General features: G+C 66.6%; 13 protein-coding genes. 2 read left to right on the top strand and 11 right to left on the bottom strand.

Annotated elements, in window-relative coordinates:
* The first annotated feature begins 12 nt into the window (after positions 1–12).
* The gene (locus V5G24_RS18810; RefSeq protein WP_394085633.1) at positions 13–720 is read left to right on the top strand and encodes a GntR family transcriptional regulator; all 708 of its coding nucleotides are present in this window, start codon (positions 13–15) and stop codon (positions 718–720) included.
* A 197-nt stretch (positions 721–917) separates the two neighbouring features.
* On the opposite strand, the gene V5G24_RS18805 is transcribed toward V5G24_RS18810, so the two are convergent.
* From V5G24_RS18805 to V5G24_RS18755, 11 genes are all read right to left on the bottom strand, one after another.
* Complete coding sequence (locus tag V5G24_RS18805) at positions 918–1,610, bottom strand: SDR family NAD(P)-dependent oxidoreductase (RefSeq protein WP_394085635.1); 693 nt, start codon at positions 1,608–1,610, stop codon at positions 918–920.
* Positions 1,611–1,749: 139 nt separating this feature from the next.
* Positions 1,750–2,466, bottom strand: coding sequence for an ABC transporter ATP-binding protein (locus V5G24_RS18800; protein ID WP_394085636.1), 717 nt, complete (start codon positions 2,464–2,466; stop codon positions 1,750–1,752).
* Positions 2,447–3,208 (bottom strand): ABC transporter ATP-binding protein, encoded by a 762-nt coding sequence (locus tag V5G24_RS18795; RefSeq protein ID WP_394085637.1) that lies wholly within the window; start codon positions 3,206–3,208, stop codon positions 2,447–2,449. Before V5G24_RS18795 ends, V5G24_RS18800 begins: the two co-directional genes overlap by 20 nt.
* Positions 3,205–4,239 (bottom strand): branched-chain amino acid ABC transporter permease, encoded by a 1,035-nt coding sequence (locus V5G24_RS18790; protein ID WP_394085638.1) that lies wholly within the window; start codon positions 4,237–4,239, stop codon positions 3,205–3,207. Before V5G24_RS18790 ends, V5G24_RS18795 begins: the two co-directional genes overlap by 4 nt.
* An 8-nt stretch (positions 4,240–4,247) precedes the next feature.
* On the bottom strand, positions 4,248–5,132 hold the full coding sequence (locus tag V5G24_RS18785) for a branched-chain amino acid ABC transporter permease (RefSeq protein ID WP_394085639.1): 885 nt from the start codon (positions 5,130–5,132) through the stop codon (positions 4,248–4,250).
* 488 nt (positions 5,133–5,620) lie between these two features.
* Positions 5,621–6,901, bottom strand: coding sequence for an ABC transporter substrate-binding protein (locus V5G24_RS18780; protein WP_394085640.1), 1,281 nt, complete (start codon positions 6,899–6,901; stop codon positions 5,621–5,623).
* A 208-nt stretch (positions 6,902–7,109) separates the two neighbouring features.
* Positions 7,110–8,066, bottom strand: a complete 957-nt coding sequence (gene kce, locus V5G24_RS18775) for a 3,5-dioxohexanoate:acetyl-CoA acetone transferase (protein ID WP_394085641.1) — start codon at positions 8,064–8,066, stop codon at positions 7,110–7,112.
* A gap of 68 nt (positions 8,067–8,134) precedes the next feature.
* Positions 8,135–9,082: a 3-hydroxyacyl-CoA dehydrogenase gene (locus V5G24_RS18770; protein WP_394085642.1), complete on the bottom strand. Its 948-nt coding sequence runs from the start codon at positions 9,080–9,082 to the stop codon at positions 8,135–8,137.
* A gap of 212 nt (positions 9,083–9,294) precedes the next feature.
* Positions 9,295–11,820, bottom strand: a complete 2,526-nt coding sequence (locus V5G24_RS18765) for a branched-chain amino acid ABC transporter ATP-binding protein/permease (RefSeq protein ID WP_394085643.1) — start codon at positions 11,818–11,820, stop codon at positions 9,295–9,297.
* A 78-nt stretch (positions 11,821–11,898) separates the two neighbouring features.
* Complete coding sequence (locus tag V5G24_RS18760; protein ID WP_394085644.1) at positions 11,899–12,780, bottom strand: branched-chain amino acid ABC transporter permease; 882 nt, start codon at positions 12,778–12,780, stop codon at positions 11,899–11,901.
* Positions 12,781–13,042: 262 nt separating this feature from the next.
* Complete coding sequence (locus V5G24_RS18755) at positions 13,043–14,320, bottom strand: ABC transporter substrate-binding protein (RefSeq protein WP_394085645.1); 1,278 nt, start codon at positions 14,318–14,320, stop codon at positions 13,043–13,045.
* 146 nt (positions 14,321–14,466) lie between these two features.
* Here V5G24_RS18755 and V5G24_RS18750 point away from each other — a divergent pair, with 146 nt between their 5' ends.
* Entirely contained in the window at positions 14,467–15,204 is a 738-nt protein-coding gene (locus V5G24_RS18750; protein WP_394085646.1) for a GntR family transcriptional regulator, read from the top strand.
* The last annotated feature ends 2 nt before the right edge of the window (positions 15,205–15,206 follow it).

Below are 15,206 nucleotides of genomic sequence, written 5' to 3'. Positions count from 1 at the left end.
TCGCGGGATCAGATGGCCGAGCTGCAGCAAGTCGAGAAAGAGAATCTGTCGGCGCGGGTCTATGGCCGCATCCGGCGGGCGCTGATCGACGGGCAGTTCGAGCCCGGCGAGCGGCTGCGCATCTCCACGCTGGCGGCCGAGCTGGGCACCAGCATCACCCCCGTGCGCGAAGCCATCTTCCGCCTCGTGAGCGAGCAGGCGCTGGAGATGAAGGCCGCCACCGCCATCCACGTGCCGCTGCTGGATTCAGAACGCCTGCAGGAAATCCAGCTCATCCGCGTGCAGCTCGAAGGCGTGGCGGCGGAGCGGGCGGCGGGCCTCATCACCGACAAGCAATTGCGCAAGCTGGAGGCGATCCAGGCCGAATTCATCGAGGCGGCGGCGACCAATCCCAAGAAGGCCAGCATCAAGAACCGCGACTTCCACTTCGCGTTGCTGGATATCGCCCAATTGCCGCGGGTGGAATCCATCGTCGAGAACATGTGGACGCTGATGGGGCCGCTCTTGAGCGTGTTCCATTCCACCATGCCGCCGCGCCAGATCGCCGGCAAGGACCACAAGCATTACGACGTGCTCACCGCGCTGCGCGCCCGCGATCCGGTGGCCGCGCGCGAGGCGATCCAGGCGGATATCGAATGGGGCCGCGTTCTGGTGGCCTGGGTAGAGGCGCAATCGCGTGCGCCCGCCGGCAAGGATGCTGGGGCGCAGCGGCTGGGGTAGGGCGCAGTTTGCTCACGACCCGCGCCGCCCATTTCCCCCCTCCCTAACCCTCCCCCGCACGCGGGAGAGGGGATCTATGGCTCGTGCGGGAGAGGCGGTTCTCTATCAGCGCCAATGCGCTCCCTCTCCCGCGTGCGGGGGAGGGCTGGGGAGGGGGCAGGCCCGAGGGGGAGCACGCTCCGGCCCGCCCGGAAAAATCACGCGATGCCGTAGCCGCCGTCCACCGGGATGATCGCGCCGGTGACATAACCCGCTGCCGGCGAGAGCAGGAAATTCACCACCTCCGCCACGTCCGCCGGCGAACCCCAGCGTTGCATGGGCAGGCGGGACATGATGGCCGCCGCGCGCTCGGGATTTTGCAAGGCGCCGGCCGAAAGGCGGGTCTCGATCCAGCCCGGCGCCACCGCATTGACGCGGATGTTCTCCGGCGCCAGCGCCACCGCGAGCGAGCGCGTGAGCTGCACCACCGCGCCCTTGGACGAGGCATAGGCGGGGTTCCGCCCCGAGCCGAAATAGCTCCACATGGAGGCGATGTTGACCACGCTGCCGCCCGCCGCCAGCGCCTTGCGGAACGCCATGGTGACGAGATGCGAGCCGGTGAGGTTGACGTCGAGCACCCGGCGGAACCCCTCCGGCTCGAATTCCTTCATGTCGTGCAGGATCATGCCGGCGCAATTCACCACCGCCGACACCTCGGAATAGCGCGCCGCCAGCGCGGCGATGGCGGGGGCGTCGGTCACGTCCAGCTCGGCAAAATCGAGCGCGAAATCCGCGTCTTTGTCGCGGCCGACCGCGAGCGGCGTATAGCCGGCCTCAACAAGGCGTTCCGCGACCGCGCGGCCGATGCCGGTGCCGCCCCCGGTGACGATGGCGATCTTGGTGCTGCTCACGAAAGGTCTCCGTCCCTGTGTCTGTCTCTAGAGCATTTCATCGTTTCTTAGAAACGATGAAATGCTCTAACTTATTGTATTGTCGCTTTTTCTTCACGCGAACCGGTTTCCACTTCGCTCGAAAATGCTCTGGTGGGCGTCACAGGCCGAGATAGCTGGCGCGCAGATGGTCGTCCGCGAGGAGTTCCGCCCCGGTGCCGTTCAGCGTCATGACGCCATTTTCAAGCACATAGCCATAATCGGCCATTTCCAACACCTGGAATACGTTCTGCTCGATGATCAGGATGGTGAGATCGCGTTCCTTGATCTTGGCGATGCTCTCGAACAGGCGGTCCACCATGATGGGCGCAAGGCCGAGCGAGGGCTCGTCCAGCGCCAGCACGCGCGGCAGGGCCATGAGCGCGCGGCCCACCGCCACCATCTGCTGCTGCCCGCCCGAGAGGGTGGAGGCATTCAGCGCCTGGCGCTCGCGCAGGATCGGGAACAGCTCGAACACTTCTTCCAAAGTCTGGTCGCGGCGCGCGCGGGCGCGTTTGTTCTGCGCGCCCACCAGCAGGTTTTCGCGGATCGACATGCCGAGGAACAATTGCTTGCCCTCCGGCGACTGCACGAAGCCGCGCTCCACCACCTTGTGCGGCGGCAGGCAGAAGATGCTTTCGCCATAGAGCTTCGCTTCCCCCCGGTGCGGCCGCAGCAGGCCGGAGAGGGTGCGCAGCAAAGTGGATTTGCCGGCCCCGTTGGCGCCGATCAAAGCGACGATGGTGCGCGGCTCCAGCACCAGGTTGATGCCGCGCAGCACGTCCTGGTCGCCATAGCCGGACCACAGGTCGCGAACCTCAAGCGCGGGCGTCGACATAGCGCTCTCCGAAATAGGCTTTGAGGACGTCCGGCTGGCGCACCACGTCCTTGGGCGGGCCGTCGGCGATCAGCTTGCCGTAATCGAGCACGATCACCCGGTCCGACAGGCCCATGATGACCTTCATCACATGCTCCACGATCAGGATGGTGATGCCGAGGTCGCGCACCTTGCGCACCAGATGCACCATCTCGCCGGCTTCGTTCGGCGTGGCGCCGGCCACCACCTCGTCCATCAGAAGCAGGCGCGGCTTGGTGGCGAGCGCGCGCCCCAGTTCCAGCTTGCGGCGGTCGAAGGCGGTGAGATCGTCGGCGTCCGTATGGGCTTTGCCGCCCATCTCAAGGAAATCCACCACCTTCTGCGCCTCCGCGCGCGCCTCCTTCTCGGCGGCGGTGCGCACGAAGCTGCCGACCATCACATTCTCCAGCACGGTGAGCCCGCCGAACGGCTTGGAGAGCTGGAACGTGCGCGCGATGCCGAGCCGGCAGATGTCCCACGGCTTGAGATTGGCGAGGCTGCGCCCCTCGAACAGGATCTCGCCGGTGTCCGAGCGGAGCGCGCCAGCGATCATGTTGAAGGCGGTGGTCTTGCCCGCGCCATTGGGGCCGAGCAGGCCGAGGATCTCGCCCTGGTTCAAGTGGAACGACAAGGTGGAGACGGCCTGCACGCCGCCGAACCTCTTGGAGATGCCCTTCACTTCCAGGATCTTCCGCCCGTCCGAAATTTTCTCGATCGCGCTCATTGTCCCTTGCCCTCCAGCGCGTCGGTTTTAGCTGCGGCTTTGCGCGATGCGCTCTTGCGGGCGCGGCCGTCCAGCAGGCGTTGCAGCGGCACGATGATGCCCTTCGGGAAATAGATCACCGCCAGGATCAGCATCAGCCCGTAGAGGATGAGATGCAGGCCGAGGAAGCTGCCGCCGATGGTGGCGCGCACCATCTCGCCGATGGGATGCAGCAGCAGCGCCCCGAGCGTCGGCCCGAGGATCGTGCCCTGGCCGCCGACGATGGTCATGATGGCCATGTCGATGGACAGGTCGATGCCCATGTTCCGCTCCGGATTGATGTAGCGGAACAGCTGCGCGTAATAGGCCCCGCCAAGTCCGGTGAGAAAGGCGCTGATGGCGAGCGCGGTCAGGCTGTAGCGGGTGGGATCGACGCCCAGCGCCTCCGCCCCGTCGCGGTCGCCGCGGATGGCTTTCAGATAGAAGCCGAGGCGCGAGCGCTCCATCAAAGCGGTCGCCGCCATCACGCCCACCAGCATGGCGAGGATGATGTAATAATAGGGCACTTTGCCGTCGAACTGGAAGGCGAGGAAGCTTGAGCCGCCCACCGGCGGAACCGTGAGCCCCTGCGCCCCCTTCAGCGGAATGCCGAGGAAATCGTCGGTATTCTCCAGCCAGATGCGCAGGATTTCCGCGAACGCAATCGTGGTCAGCGTGAAATACGGCCCCTTCAGGCGGAAGGTGGCATAGCCCACCGGCACCGAGAGCAGGGCCGCGAATGCGCCGCCCGCCAGCATGCCGAGCCAGGGCGTCACGCCGAGCTGGGTGAACAGCAGCACGGTGACATAGCCCGCCACCCCCGCGAAGGCGGAATGGCCGAGCGAGAGCTGGCCCACATAGCCGCACACGAAGTTCCAGGACGAGGCCATATAAGCGAAGAACAGGACCATCGCGATGGAATGCAGGATGTAGCTGTCGGTCACGAACAGCGGGATCGCGAGGGCGAGGACCAGCAGCGGCCCGCCGAGGACGAGGGTGAGGGTGTGGCGCATGGGAAACCTCAGGCCCGGCCCATGAGGCCAGCCGGCCGCAGCAGCAGGATCGCGATGAACAGGCCGAACGAGAAGATCGCCGCCGAGGTCGCCGTGACGAATTGCGAGGCGACGGATTCGAACACGCCCAGCAGCAGCCCGCCGAGGATCGAGCCCGGGATCGAGCCGATCCCGCCCAGCACCACCACCAGGAACGACTTGATGCCGAATGACAGGCCGATGTTCGGCGTGATGGAGAAGAACGGCACCAGTAGCGCGCCGAACAGGCCGAGCACCGCGCAGCCGAGGCCGAAGGTGACGTTGTAGACCATCTGCACATTGATGCCGGAGAGCGAGGCGGCATCGCGGTTCTGCGCGGTGGCGCGGATCGCCCGGCCCATCTCCGAATGCTTCAGCCAGAACGACAGCGCCGCCGCCACCACGATGGCCGCCAGGAACCCGATCAGCCGCGCGAGATTGATGGGCAGGCCGGCGACGAAGATCGATTCATAGGTGATGTCGACCGCCACCGAGCGCACATCCGGCCCGAAGGCCATGAGCACGATATTGTCCACCACCAGATAGACGCCGGCGGTGAGCAGCAGGGCGCTGGTGGGCTCCACCACCAGGGCGCGCTCGCGCTTGAACAGCGGCGAGATCACCACGCCCTGCACGAAATAGCCGACGATGAACAGGAACGGCACGGTGGCGAGGATGCTCACATAGGGATGCAGGCCGAGGCTCGCCCACAGCAGATAGGAGCAATACATGGCCAGCATCAGGAACGAGCCGTGGGCGAAATTGATCACCCGCATCACGCCGAAGATCAGGCTCAGTCCCAGCGCCACCCCGCCATAGATGCCGCCGATCAGAAGCCCGTTGATGACCGCGAACGAGAGGGTCAAAAGATCCATATATTATACTCCCGTAAGGTCATGCTGGCGGCGGGAAGGGGCGTTGCTGTGAGGCGAAGGCCGGGTGCGGCCCTTGCGTCGTTCCCCCTCCCTAACCCTCCCCCGCACGCGGGAGAGGGGACGAATGCAGCCCTCGCCTGCACGCCAGAGCAAGAACCTGTGCAGCATCGGCAACCTGTGCAGCATCGGCAGGCGCAATGATCGACGATTATTCCTGCGCGCTCCCTCTCCCGCTTGCGGGGGAGGGCTGGGGAGGGGGCCCCGGGGGAGGGCTGGGGAGGGGGCACCGGGGGGAAGGTCCCTTGCCTAATGCCGGACGCGCCCTCCACAGAGTTCCATGTGCGTCTTGCCTGCTGCGCAGGGGTTTCCCCTGGGTCCCGGCTCGGCGCTCCGGCTGCGCCGTCGCTGGTCCGGGATGCGGTTGCGCGGCTGCCCTAGCGCTTTGAAAAAGCCGGCGGGACCTTGCGGCCCCGCCGCTCAGGCGGGGGTCAACGCTTGGACCAGTCCGGCACCGGCCACACCGGCTTGGTGGTGGTGGCGCGGTTTTCCAGCGGCCATATGGTGAGCCGCTCGCCGCCGATATTTTCGGAGATCACCCCGTGCGCGAAGGTGTTCTGCCCCTGGTCGTCGAACTTGATGCGCTGATAGCCGACGATCAGCGCCATGCCGGAGGAAATGTCGGTGGCGGCCAGGGCGTCGCGGATCTTCTCGCGGTCCGCCGAGGCGGCGCGCTCCAGAACGTCCTTGATGATGTACAGGTTGGAGACGCCCTGGGCGCCGTAGGAATTGATGTCGTAGCCGGCCAGCGCCTTGAAGCGGGTGTTGGCATCGAGCACCTTCGGGTCCTTGTCGGTCTTCAGGCGGTCGATCTGCCAGTCTTCCTGCACGAACAGATAGTCCACGGCCTTCTGCGGCACGGCCTTGTAATAGGACGGATCTTCCGAACCGCCGCCGACCGAATGGATGCCATAGGGAATATTGATCTTGTTCTCGAAATATTGGCGCGTGAACAGGATATGGTCCGGCGTATAGGCAACCACGATCAGCGCGTCGGGCTTGGAGGCACGGATTTTCAGCAACTGGGCGGTGAAGTCCACCTGGTTGGGCGGGAAGCTCTCGTCGAGCGTGATTTCGTAGCCGCGCTCCTTGGCGAACTTCTTGATGTTCGCCACATGCGAGCGGCCCCAGTCCGAGCCTTCATAGAACAGGCCGATGGTCTTCGGGCCCTGTCCGCTCTCCTTCTTCAGCAGATCGATGGCGTCCAGCTGCTCGCGCGCGTCGTAGGTGGCCTTGTTGTTGGGGCGGAACACGTATTTGAAGCCGCGCTCGGTGATTTCGTCTTTCACCGATCCCGTGACGATCCAAGGCGTCTTGTAGCGCTCCGCCACTTCGGTCGAGGGGAAGGTGACGGCGCTGTTATAGGCACCCACCAGCAGCGAGACGTTCTCGCGCTGGATCAGCCGCTCGGTCTCGGAGGCGCCGATGTCGGGCTTGGACTGGCTGTCGGCGAAGATCAGCTTCAGCTTGGCCCCGCCCATGGAGGCGATGCCGCCGCTTTCATTGATCTGGTCGGCGGCCACTTGCGCGCCCATCTTGGTCTGGTTGCCGATGGTGGCGGAGCCGCCGGAGAGCGGAAGGACGAAGCCGATGATGACCTCGGCCGGCTTCTGCGCCGGCGTCTGGGCATGGCCGGCGGCGGGCGCGAAGGCCGCGCCGGCGAGAAGGGCAGCGGCAAAGCCCCATGCCTTGGATGATGACAAGGTGCGCATTTTTCCTCCCAGATGCATGATCGTTCCCAAGCGGGCCGACCTTCTTATTAGTATGCATGATATATCATGTTTTGCCGCGAGCCTGTCAAGCTGGCGGGCGGGACTGGGTTTGGGAGGGGGGGGACTCTGCGGGGTCGGAGGTGGCGCGGAAAGGGGAGGGCGCGAGAAGAGGTCCGGGCGCGCACGGCCCGAACCGCGTCACCTGCGTTCAGATGTTCGTCTTGTCGGCGCCCTTCAGCTGAAGGATCTGCCGGGCTTCGTCGGGGGTGGCGATCTCCAGGCCCAGGCCCTCGATGATTTTGCGCGCCAGTTTCACCTGGTCGGCATTGGAGGTGGCGAGCTTGCCGCGCCCGGCCCAGAGCGAATCCTCAAGCCCCACCCGCACGTTGCCGCCCATGGAGGCGGACATGCCGGCGATCGGCAATTGGTGGCGCCCCGCGCCCAGAACCGACCAGCGATATTGATCGCCGAACAGCCGGTCGCACGTGCGCTTCATATGCATCACGTCTTCCGGATGCGGGCCGATGCCGCCCAGGAGCCCGAATACCGACTGCACGAACAAAGGCGGCTTTACCAGCCCGCGCTCGAGGAAATGGGCGAGATTGTAGAGATGCCCGATGTCGTAGCATTCGAACTCGAAGCGGGTGCCGTTGTCGTAGCAGGTCTGGAGGATATATTCGATATCCTTGAACGTATTACGGAACACGAGGTCGCGCGTATTCTCCAGATGCGTGCGCTCCCAGTCGAACTTGAACTCCGGATATTTGTCGAGCAGGTGAAACAGGCCGAAATTCATCGAGCCCATGTTCAGCGAGGCGACTTCCGGCTTGAAGGTGGCGGCGGGCAGGACCCGTTCCTCCACCTTCATATAGGGGCTGCCGCCGGAGGTGATGTTGATCACCGCGTTCGTCGCCTGCTTGATGCGCGGCAGGAACCGGCCGAAGGCTTCCGGCGTCTGGTCCGGCTGTCCGGTTTCGGGATTGCGCGCGTGCAGATGCAGGATCGCCGCGCCCGCCTCCGCCGCGGCCAGCGCGTCGGCGACGATCTCGTCCGGCGTGATGGGCAGATGGGGCGACATGGTGGGGGTGTGGATCGCGCCCGTCACCGCGCAGGTGATCACCACCTTGCGCGGTCCGCTGCCGGCGGGGGTCTTGGTCTCAGCCATGAAGTCAGCCTTTCCTGAAAGAATTCAGAAGAATTCAGAAGAAATCGGAACGAAACTCTTGGCGCGCGTCACGCGCCGATATCGGCGTCGGCCTTGCGCTTGTGGGCGGCGAGCGCCATCAGCCGGCGGTCGCGCCACACTTGCCGTTCGGCGAGCTGCTCTTCTCCCAGGCGGGCGCGGCGTTCGGCGAGCACCTGCGCCATCACCGGCCCGTTCCAATCGACCCGGTGCCATTGGCTCGGCGAGATGCGTTCGTAGATCTGCTGGTAGCGCGCCGCATAATCGGCGACGCCGCCCGGCGCATTGAGGTCGATGGTCTCGAACGGCCCCATGAACGACCAGCGCAGCGCCAGCCCCTCGCGGATGCCGACGTCGATGTCCTCCACGCTGGCATAGCCTTCCGCCACCAGGCGGAACGCCTCTTCCAGCAGGGCGCCCTGCATGCGGTTCATCACGAAGCCGTCCAGCTCGGTCTTCATCACGATGGGCGCCTGTCCGGCGGCGCGCATGAGATCGGCGGCGCGGGTCATGGTCTCGGCGCTGGTCCAAGGCGCGGGCACCACTTCCACCGCGGGGATCAGATAGGGCGGGTTGATGGGATGGCACACGCATACCCGTTCGCGGCCCTTCAGATCCGCGGAAAAAGCCGAGGGCAGGAGCGCCGAGGTGGAAGAGGCGAGCACCGTGCCGGGCGCGGCGAGGCGGTCCAGCTCGGCGAACAGGGCCAGCTTCACGTCGAGCGCTTCCGGCGCATTCTCCTGCGCGTGCACGGCGCCATCCAACGCCGCCGCATAGGAGGGCGCGGCGGAGAGGCGCGCGCGCACGGCGGCGGGGGGCTCGCCGTTCAACAGGCCGTTCTCGGCAAGCGCGGGCAGCACGCCGTCGATATAGGCAAGCGCCGCCTCTGGCGCGCCGGAGGCCTGGTCGGCGAGCGCCACGTCGAACCCGGCGCGGGCGAAACTGATGGCCCAGGCGCGGCCGATGAAGCCGGAGCCGATAATGGCGATCTTGGTCATGGATGGCCTTTCAGTACGTGTCGATCAAAGCGGTCGGACGCGGCGCTTTCCTCTCCTCAGCCTGCCCCCTCCCTAGCCCTCCCCCGCAAGCGGGAGAGGGGACAAGGGTGGTGCGGGCGAGGAGGTGGTTCCGTAAGTCCCAGCGCTCCCTCTCCCGCGTGCGGGGGAGGGGTGGGGAGGGGGAAATCACGGCCCGCCTCGCCAAGCATCCCTCACAGCCACAGCACCTTGCGCCGCAGGTCGAGGTCGCGCGCCAGCGGGCGGGCGGGGCCCTCGTGCATCACTTGCCCGCGCTCCAGCACCACCGCGCGGTCGGCGAGGTTCAGCACAACGTCGAGATGATGATCCACGATCACCAAAGTGAGCTGCTGGCGCAGCCGGTCGAAGGCGTCGAACAATTCCTCCGTCACCGCCGGGGAGAGCCCCTCGAACGGCTCGTCCAGCAGCAGCACGCGGGTATCGCCCATGAGCGCGCGGGCGACCGCCACCATCTGCTGCTCGCCGCCGGAGAGCAGGTCCGCCGCCGTATCCAGGCGCACCTTCAGGCGCGGGAACAGGTCGAGCACCTCTTCTTCGGAGAAGTGGCGCCCGGCCCCCGTGATGCGCTTCAGCCGGCCCAGCTCCAGATTGTGGCGCACGCTCATGCCGTGGAACAGCGCCCGGCCCTGGGGCACATAGCCGACCCCGTGGCGCGCGATGGCGGCGGAGGAGAGGCCCGCGAGTTCTCCGCCCGCAAGCCGCACCGAGCCCGCCACCGGCTTCACGATGCCGACGATGGTCTTGAGCAAGGTGGATTTTCCCGCGCCGTTGCGGCCGAGCAAGGCGACGATCTCGCCTTCACGCGCCACCATGGACACTTCGGTGAGAATGCGGCTCTTGCCGTAGAAGGCATCCACCTTCGACAGCTCCAGCATGACGGTGTCGGTGGCCGCCGTCGCGAGGTCGCGCGCCGCCAGCGCCGCCGCGCCAGAGCCGATATAGACGTCCTGCACGCGCTTGTCGGAGCGCGCGTCCTCCACCGTGCCGTCCACCAGCACGGCGCCGTCGGCCATCACGGTGACCGCGTCGGCGAGCTCGAACACCCGGTCGATGTCGTGCTCCACCAGCAGCACCGGCACTTCGCCGGAAATCTGCTTGATGAGATTGGAGACGCGCGTGCGCTCGGCGGCGGCAAGGCCGGCGAGCGGCTCGTCCAGCAGCAGCACGCGGGGGCGGGAGGTGAGCGCCAGCCCCATGTCCAGCAGCCGCTGGCCGCCATAGGAGAGCGCGCCCGCCTCCGCCTTCTCCATGCCGGCGACGCCGAGGAAGGCGACCATCTCGCCGGTCTCGTGATGGATGTCGGGAATGTCGGCGATGTCGGTCCAGGGATCGAACCGGCGCGTGTGGGTCGCCTGCACGCCGAGGCGCAAATTCTCATGCACCGAGAGGGTGGGAAACAGATTGGTGATCTGGAACGAGCGCGCCAGCCCCTTGGCGCACACCTTGTGGGGCGGCAGTCCGTCGATGCGTTCGCCGGCCAGGCGGATCTCGCCGGAATCCGGCCGGAACATGCCGGAGATGAGGTTGAAGGCGGTGGTCTTGCCGGCGCCGTTGGGGCCGATCAGGGCGTGGAGCGTGCGGTCCTTCACCGCCACCGCGCCCGAGCGCACCGCCTTGATGCCGCCGAACGACCGGGCGAGGTCCTTCGCCTCCAGCAGCGGCCCCGCGCCGCTCCAGCGCGGCCCGCTGCGCAGGGATGCGGGCAAGGGGCGCAGCTCTGCACCGGTGCGCGCGCCCATGGCCGAGCCCTGCTCGCGCTTCTTCAGCACGGGCGCCAGCAGGCGGCCCGCGACCCCGACGAGGCCGGTGGGCGAGAACACGATGAAGGCGACGAACAGCAGGCCGAAATAAAACAGCCAGTTGGGCGTCCACATGGACAAGAATTCGCGGAACAGCACGAAGAACAGCGCGCCCAGCGCAGGCCCCAGGAACGAGCGCATGCCGCCGATCACCACCATGGCCAGCAATTCGCCGGAAAAGGCGATGCTTACCGGGTCGGCCGAGGCGAAGCGATGGTGGAACACCATCAGGGCGCCGGCCAGCGCCGTGAGCCCGGCCGAGAGCACGAAGCAGGCGACCTTGTAGAGCGTCGTGTCATAGCCGATGAAGCGCGCCCGCTGCTCGTTCTCGCGGATCGCCACCAGCACCGCGCCCATGGGCGAGCGCACGAACCGCTGGAGCCCGTAGACCGCGATGAGCGTCACCAGCGCCACCACCACATAGAACGGCCAGGCGCGTTCCAGGTCGAGCCCGAAGGCGGTGCCGCGCTTCACCCCGCCGAGCCCGTTCTCGCCGCCGGTCAGATCGGTCCAGCGGAAGGCGACGGTGTAGAGCAACGCAGTAAAGGCGAGGGTGAGCAGCGAGAAATACACGCCCCGCCGGCGCAGCACCACGAAGCCGATGGGGATGGCGGCCAGCGTCACCAGCAGCGCCGCCGGCACGACCAGGATCAGGCCGGACTCGGGAAACACGTGGCGCTGGAGCAGCGCCGCCGCATAGGCGCCGAGGCCGAACCACGCACCGTGGCCGAACGAGACGAGGCCGGTGTAGCCCACCAGCAGGTTCAGCGCCATGCAGGCGAGCGCCAGCACCACGATGTCGGTGGCGGAGGTGAGCGTCAGGCCGAGCGCCGTGACGAGATAGGGCAGGAGCAGAAGACCCGCGGCGGCGATCAGGATATTGGCGTTCCGGGCGAGCATTGCGCTCCCTTTCACGGGGTCGGCGGAGGCGGGAAGGGCGGTGTCGCGGCGACTGACGGGCTGGTGCATCGCGGCCCCTCACTCGAAGCGCAGGATGCGTTCGCCGAACAATCCGCGTGGGCGGACCAGCAGGACGAACAGCATCAGCATGTACATGGAGGCCTCGGCCGCCGGCGGCAGGAAATAGATCGTCAGTCCCCGCACCACGCCCACCAGCAATCCCGCCACCACGACGCCCCAGAACGAGCCGAGGCCGCCGATGACCACCACCACGAAGGCGGCGGTGAGGATTTCCGCGCCCATGGCCGGATGCACGCCCGAGATGGGGGCGAGCATCACGCCCGCGAGCCCGGCAAGGCCGATGCCGATGGCCGCCACCGCCGTGAGATAGGGCCGCAGCGAAATGCCGAGCGCGCCCACCATGTCCGGGTTCTGCACTCCGGCCCGCACCACCCGGCCGAAGGCGGTGCGCTGGAGCAGCAGCCACAGGCCGAGCACGGCGGCCATGGCCACCAGCAGGATGGCGATGCGATAGCGCGAATAGATGAAATCGCCGATGAACACTTGCCCGCGCAGGAATTGCGGGATCGCGAACGGGATTGGCGTGGCGCCGAAGGCCATGCGCAGCGCCTGTTCGATCACCATGGCGAGGCCGAAGGTGAGCAGCAAAGAGAGGATGGGATCGGCGCGGTAGAAGCGCGAGAACAGCACCCGCTCGATCACCACGCCGATCAGCGCCACCGAAAGCGGCGCGGCCACGAAGGCGGCGGGAAAGCCGAAGCGATTGCCCACTTCCACCGCGATATAGGCGCCGATGGCATAAAAGCCGCCATGGGCGAGATTGACGATGCCGCCGAGCGAAAAGATCAGCGACAGGCCGAGCGCGATCAGCAGATAGGCGACGCCCACCAGAAGGCCGTTGAGCAATTGCTCGATGAGGAAGACGAGTTCGAGGGGCATGGCGGTCTTCGTCCTGAGGGCGGAATGGGCGCCGAGGCGATGGGCATCCTCCCCCGCACGCGGGAGAGGGATGGGCGGTCGCGAGGAAGGGCCGCGGTTCCGATATCCTCCAGCAGGCTCCCTCTCCCGCGTGCGGGGGAGGGCTGGGGAGGGGGCCGAGCGAAGCGAGGGAGGCAGCGCGAGGGGAGACCGCCCTCGCCCCCTCCCTAACCCTCCCCCGCAAGCGGGAGAGGGGAGTCATTGGGCAAGCGGCGCGCCGCGTTCAGACCGGGAACGAGCAGGCGTTCTCCGCCGGGGTCGGGGCGATCACGTCGAGCGCGTCGTTCGGGCCGGGCACCGCCTTGCCGAGCACCATCAGGTCCCACTGGTCCTTCACCTGGGCCACCGGCTTGGCGGTGATGGTGTACATCTCCTGGATCAGCTGGTGATCCCAGGCGCGGTAATAGCCTTCGCGGCCCTTGAGAATGTCGAGCTTGGGCTCTTTTTCGAAGAAGCCGATGATCTGCGCGCTATCGGTGCTCTTGGTCTCGTTCATGGCGCGGGCGACCGTCTTGGTGGCGACGTAATCGCCCCAGGCCTGGTTCTCCGGCGGCTTGCCGTATTTCTTCACGAAGGCGGCGACGAAGGCCTTGGAGGCAGCCGTGTCCACGTCGTGATGCCAGATGCACGGCCAGACGCCGCCGAAATTGCCCTTGCCGGCGCCCCAGGCCACGGCGGTATCGAAGCCGAACCCGCCGAACGGGAAGGGCAGGCCGAATTCGGCATATTGCTTGATGAAATTGGTGATCTGGTTGCCCGCAAGATTGGAGATCACCACGTCCGGCTTCATCTGGCGGATCTTCAGCATATAGGCCGAGAAATCCGAGGCGTCCGTGGGCACCAGTTCGTCGGCGATCACCTCGCCGCCGTTCGCCGCGATAAACAGCTTGGCAACGCGCGAGAGATCATGGCCGAAGGCGTAATCGGCGGTGAGGAAGAACAGCTTCTTGCCCTTGATCAGGCCGTCGCGCAGCATCGCCGCGCCCACCGCCTTCACATATTGGGTATTCGCGCCTTCCACATGGAACATGTAACGGTTGCAATCCTTGCCGCGCAAAGCATCCGAATTGCCACCGGTATTGACGAATACGATCTTGTTGCGCGCCGCCACCTGGGAAATCGCCAGGCAGGAGGCGGAGGAAATCTCGCCGATGATCACCGCCGCCTTGTCGCGCTCGATATAGCGCTCGGCCTTGGAGGAGGCGGTGGCGGGATTGACGCTGTCTTCCATGATCAGGTTGATCTTGCGGCCGTTCACGCCGCCAGCGCCGTTGATCTCTTCCACGGCGAGCTGCGCGCCCATCTGGCCATAGGCGCCGAGCGGGCCGAGAAATCCGGTGAGCGGGGTGAGATGGCCGAAGGTGATGGTGTCGGCCTGCGCCTTCACGATGGCGGGCATGCCGATGCCGCCCACGAGGGCGGCGGCCCCGAGGCCCTGGAGGACCCGGCGGCGGGGGAGAGGCGCAGACAGAATCGTGGCGGGATGGGGCTTTTCGGTCATGGCGTTGTTTCTTCCCTGTGGTTCCGCGCCGGGAACCGCAGGAGGTTGACGCCGGGCGGGCGGGTCCTCCTTGCATCCGACGACGGAAATGTTGCCGATTGGCGCGGCAATCTGTTATCTGTGATCACACTTAGCAGACGATGGTGATGGAACACAAGCCTCTCCCCGCAGACGAACCCGCTCCCGCAAGCGACGAGACGCTCGGCACCCGCATGGGCCGCATCGTGCGCGTCACGCTGGCCGACACGGTCTATCGCGACCTCAAGGAATTGCTGCTGGCGGGGCGCGCCGCGCCGGGCGAGCGCTTCACGCTGCGCGGGCTCGCGGGCGCCATCGGCACCAGCGCCATGCCGGTGCGCGAGGCGGTCTCGCGCCTCGCCGCCGAAAATGCGCTGGAGGTGCTGCCCAATCGCGCCGTGCGGGTGCCGCTCATGTCGCGGGCGCGGTTCGAGGAATTGCGCCTCATCCGCTCCAGCCTGGAGGGCCTCGCGGCCGAGACGGCGGCGGCGAATGCTGACGAAACCGACCTTGAGGAAATCTTCCGCTGCGAGCGCTTGTTCGCCGCCGAGCGCGACAAGCCCCGGCCCGACGGCGCCGCCGCCATGCATTTCAACAAGGATTTGCATTTCGCGCTCTATCGCGCCGCCCGCCTGCCCACCCTGTTCACCATGATCGAGAGCCTGTGGCTGCAAATCGGCCCGGTGCTCAATCTCGACTTCCAGGCCGGGCCGGAGCGGGTGCGCGAAGGCGAGGCGCACATCCATCACGCCGCCCTGGTGGAGGCCATGCGCCGGCGCGACGGCACCGCCGCGCGCGAGGCGCTGCTGGCGGACATCTGGAGCGCCGGAGACTTCATCCTCTCGCGCGGCATCCTGCCGGACTGAAC

The organism is Roseixanthobacter finlandensis (genome assembly GCF_043195105.2).
Classification (GTDB): domain Bacteria; phylum Pseudomonadota; class Alphaproteobacteria; order Rhizobiales; family Xanthobacteraceae; genus NCEH01.
Note: the sequence above shows the minus strand (reverse complement) of the source record. Positions and strands in the feature narration are given on the sequence as shown.

Excerpts from the sequence above, each read along its gene's own strand:
- V5G24_RS18810 (WP_394085633.1), top strand. The coding sequence starts at position 13 with ATGGCCGAGCTGCAGCAAGTCGAGAAAGAGAATCTGTCGGCGCGGGTC.
- V5G24_RS18800 (WP_394085636.1), bottom strand. The coding sequence starts at position 2,466 with ATGTCGACGCCCGCGCTTGAGGTTCGCGACCTGTGGTCCGGCTATGGC.
- V5G24_RS18795 (WP_394085637.1), bottom strand. The coding sequence starts at position 3,208 with ATGAGCGCGATCGAGAAAATTTCGGACGGGCGGAAGATCCTGGAAGTG.
- V5G24_RS18790 (WP_394085638.1), bottom strand. The coding sequence starts at position 4,239 with ATGCGCCACACCCTCACCCTCGTCCTCGGCGGGCCGCTGCTGGTCCTC.
- V5G24_RS18785 (WP_394085639.1), bottom strand. The coding sequence starts at position 5,132 with ATGGATCTTTTGACCCTCTCGTTCGCGGTCATCAACGGGCTTCTGATC.
- V5G24_RS18780 (WP_394085640.1), bottom strand. The coding sequence starts at position 6,901 with ATGCGCACCTTGTCATCATCCAAGGCATGGGGCTTTGCCGCTGCCCTT.
- kce (WP_394085641.1), bottom strand. The coding sequence starts at position 8,066 with ATGGCTGAGACCAAGACCCCCGCCGGCAGCGGACCGCGCAAGGTGGTG.
- V5G24_RS18770 (WP_394085642.1), bottom strand. The coding sequence starts at position 9,082 with ATGACCAAGATCGCCATTATCGGCTCCGGCTTCATCGGCCGCGCCTGG.
- V5G24_RS18765 (WP_394085643.1), bottom strand. The coding sequence starts at position 11,820 with ATGCTCGCCCGGAACGCCAATATCCTGATCGCCGCCGCGGGTCTTCTG.
- V5G24_RS18760 (WP_394085644.1), bottom strand. The coding sequence starts at position 12,780 with ATGCCCCTCGAACTCGTCTTCCTCATCGAGCAATTGCTCAACGGCCTT.
- V5G24_RS18755 (WP_394085645.1), bottom strand. The coding sequence starts at position 14,320 with ATGACCGAAAAGCCCCATCCCGCCACGATTCTGTCTGCGCCTCTCCCC.
- V5G24_RS18750 (WP_394085646.1), top strand. The coding sequence starts at position 14,467 with ATGGAACACAAGCCTCTCCCCGCAGACGAACCCGCTCCCGCAAGCGAC.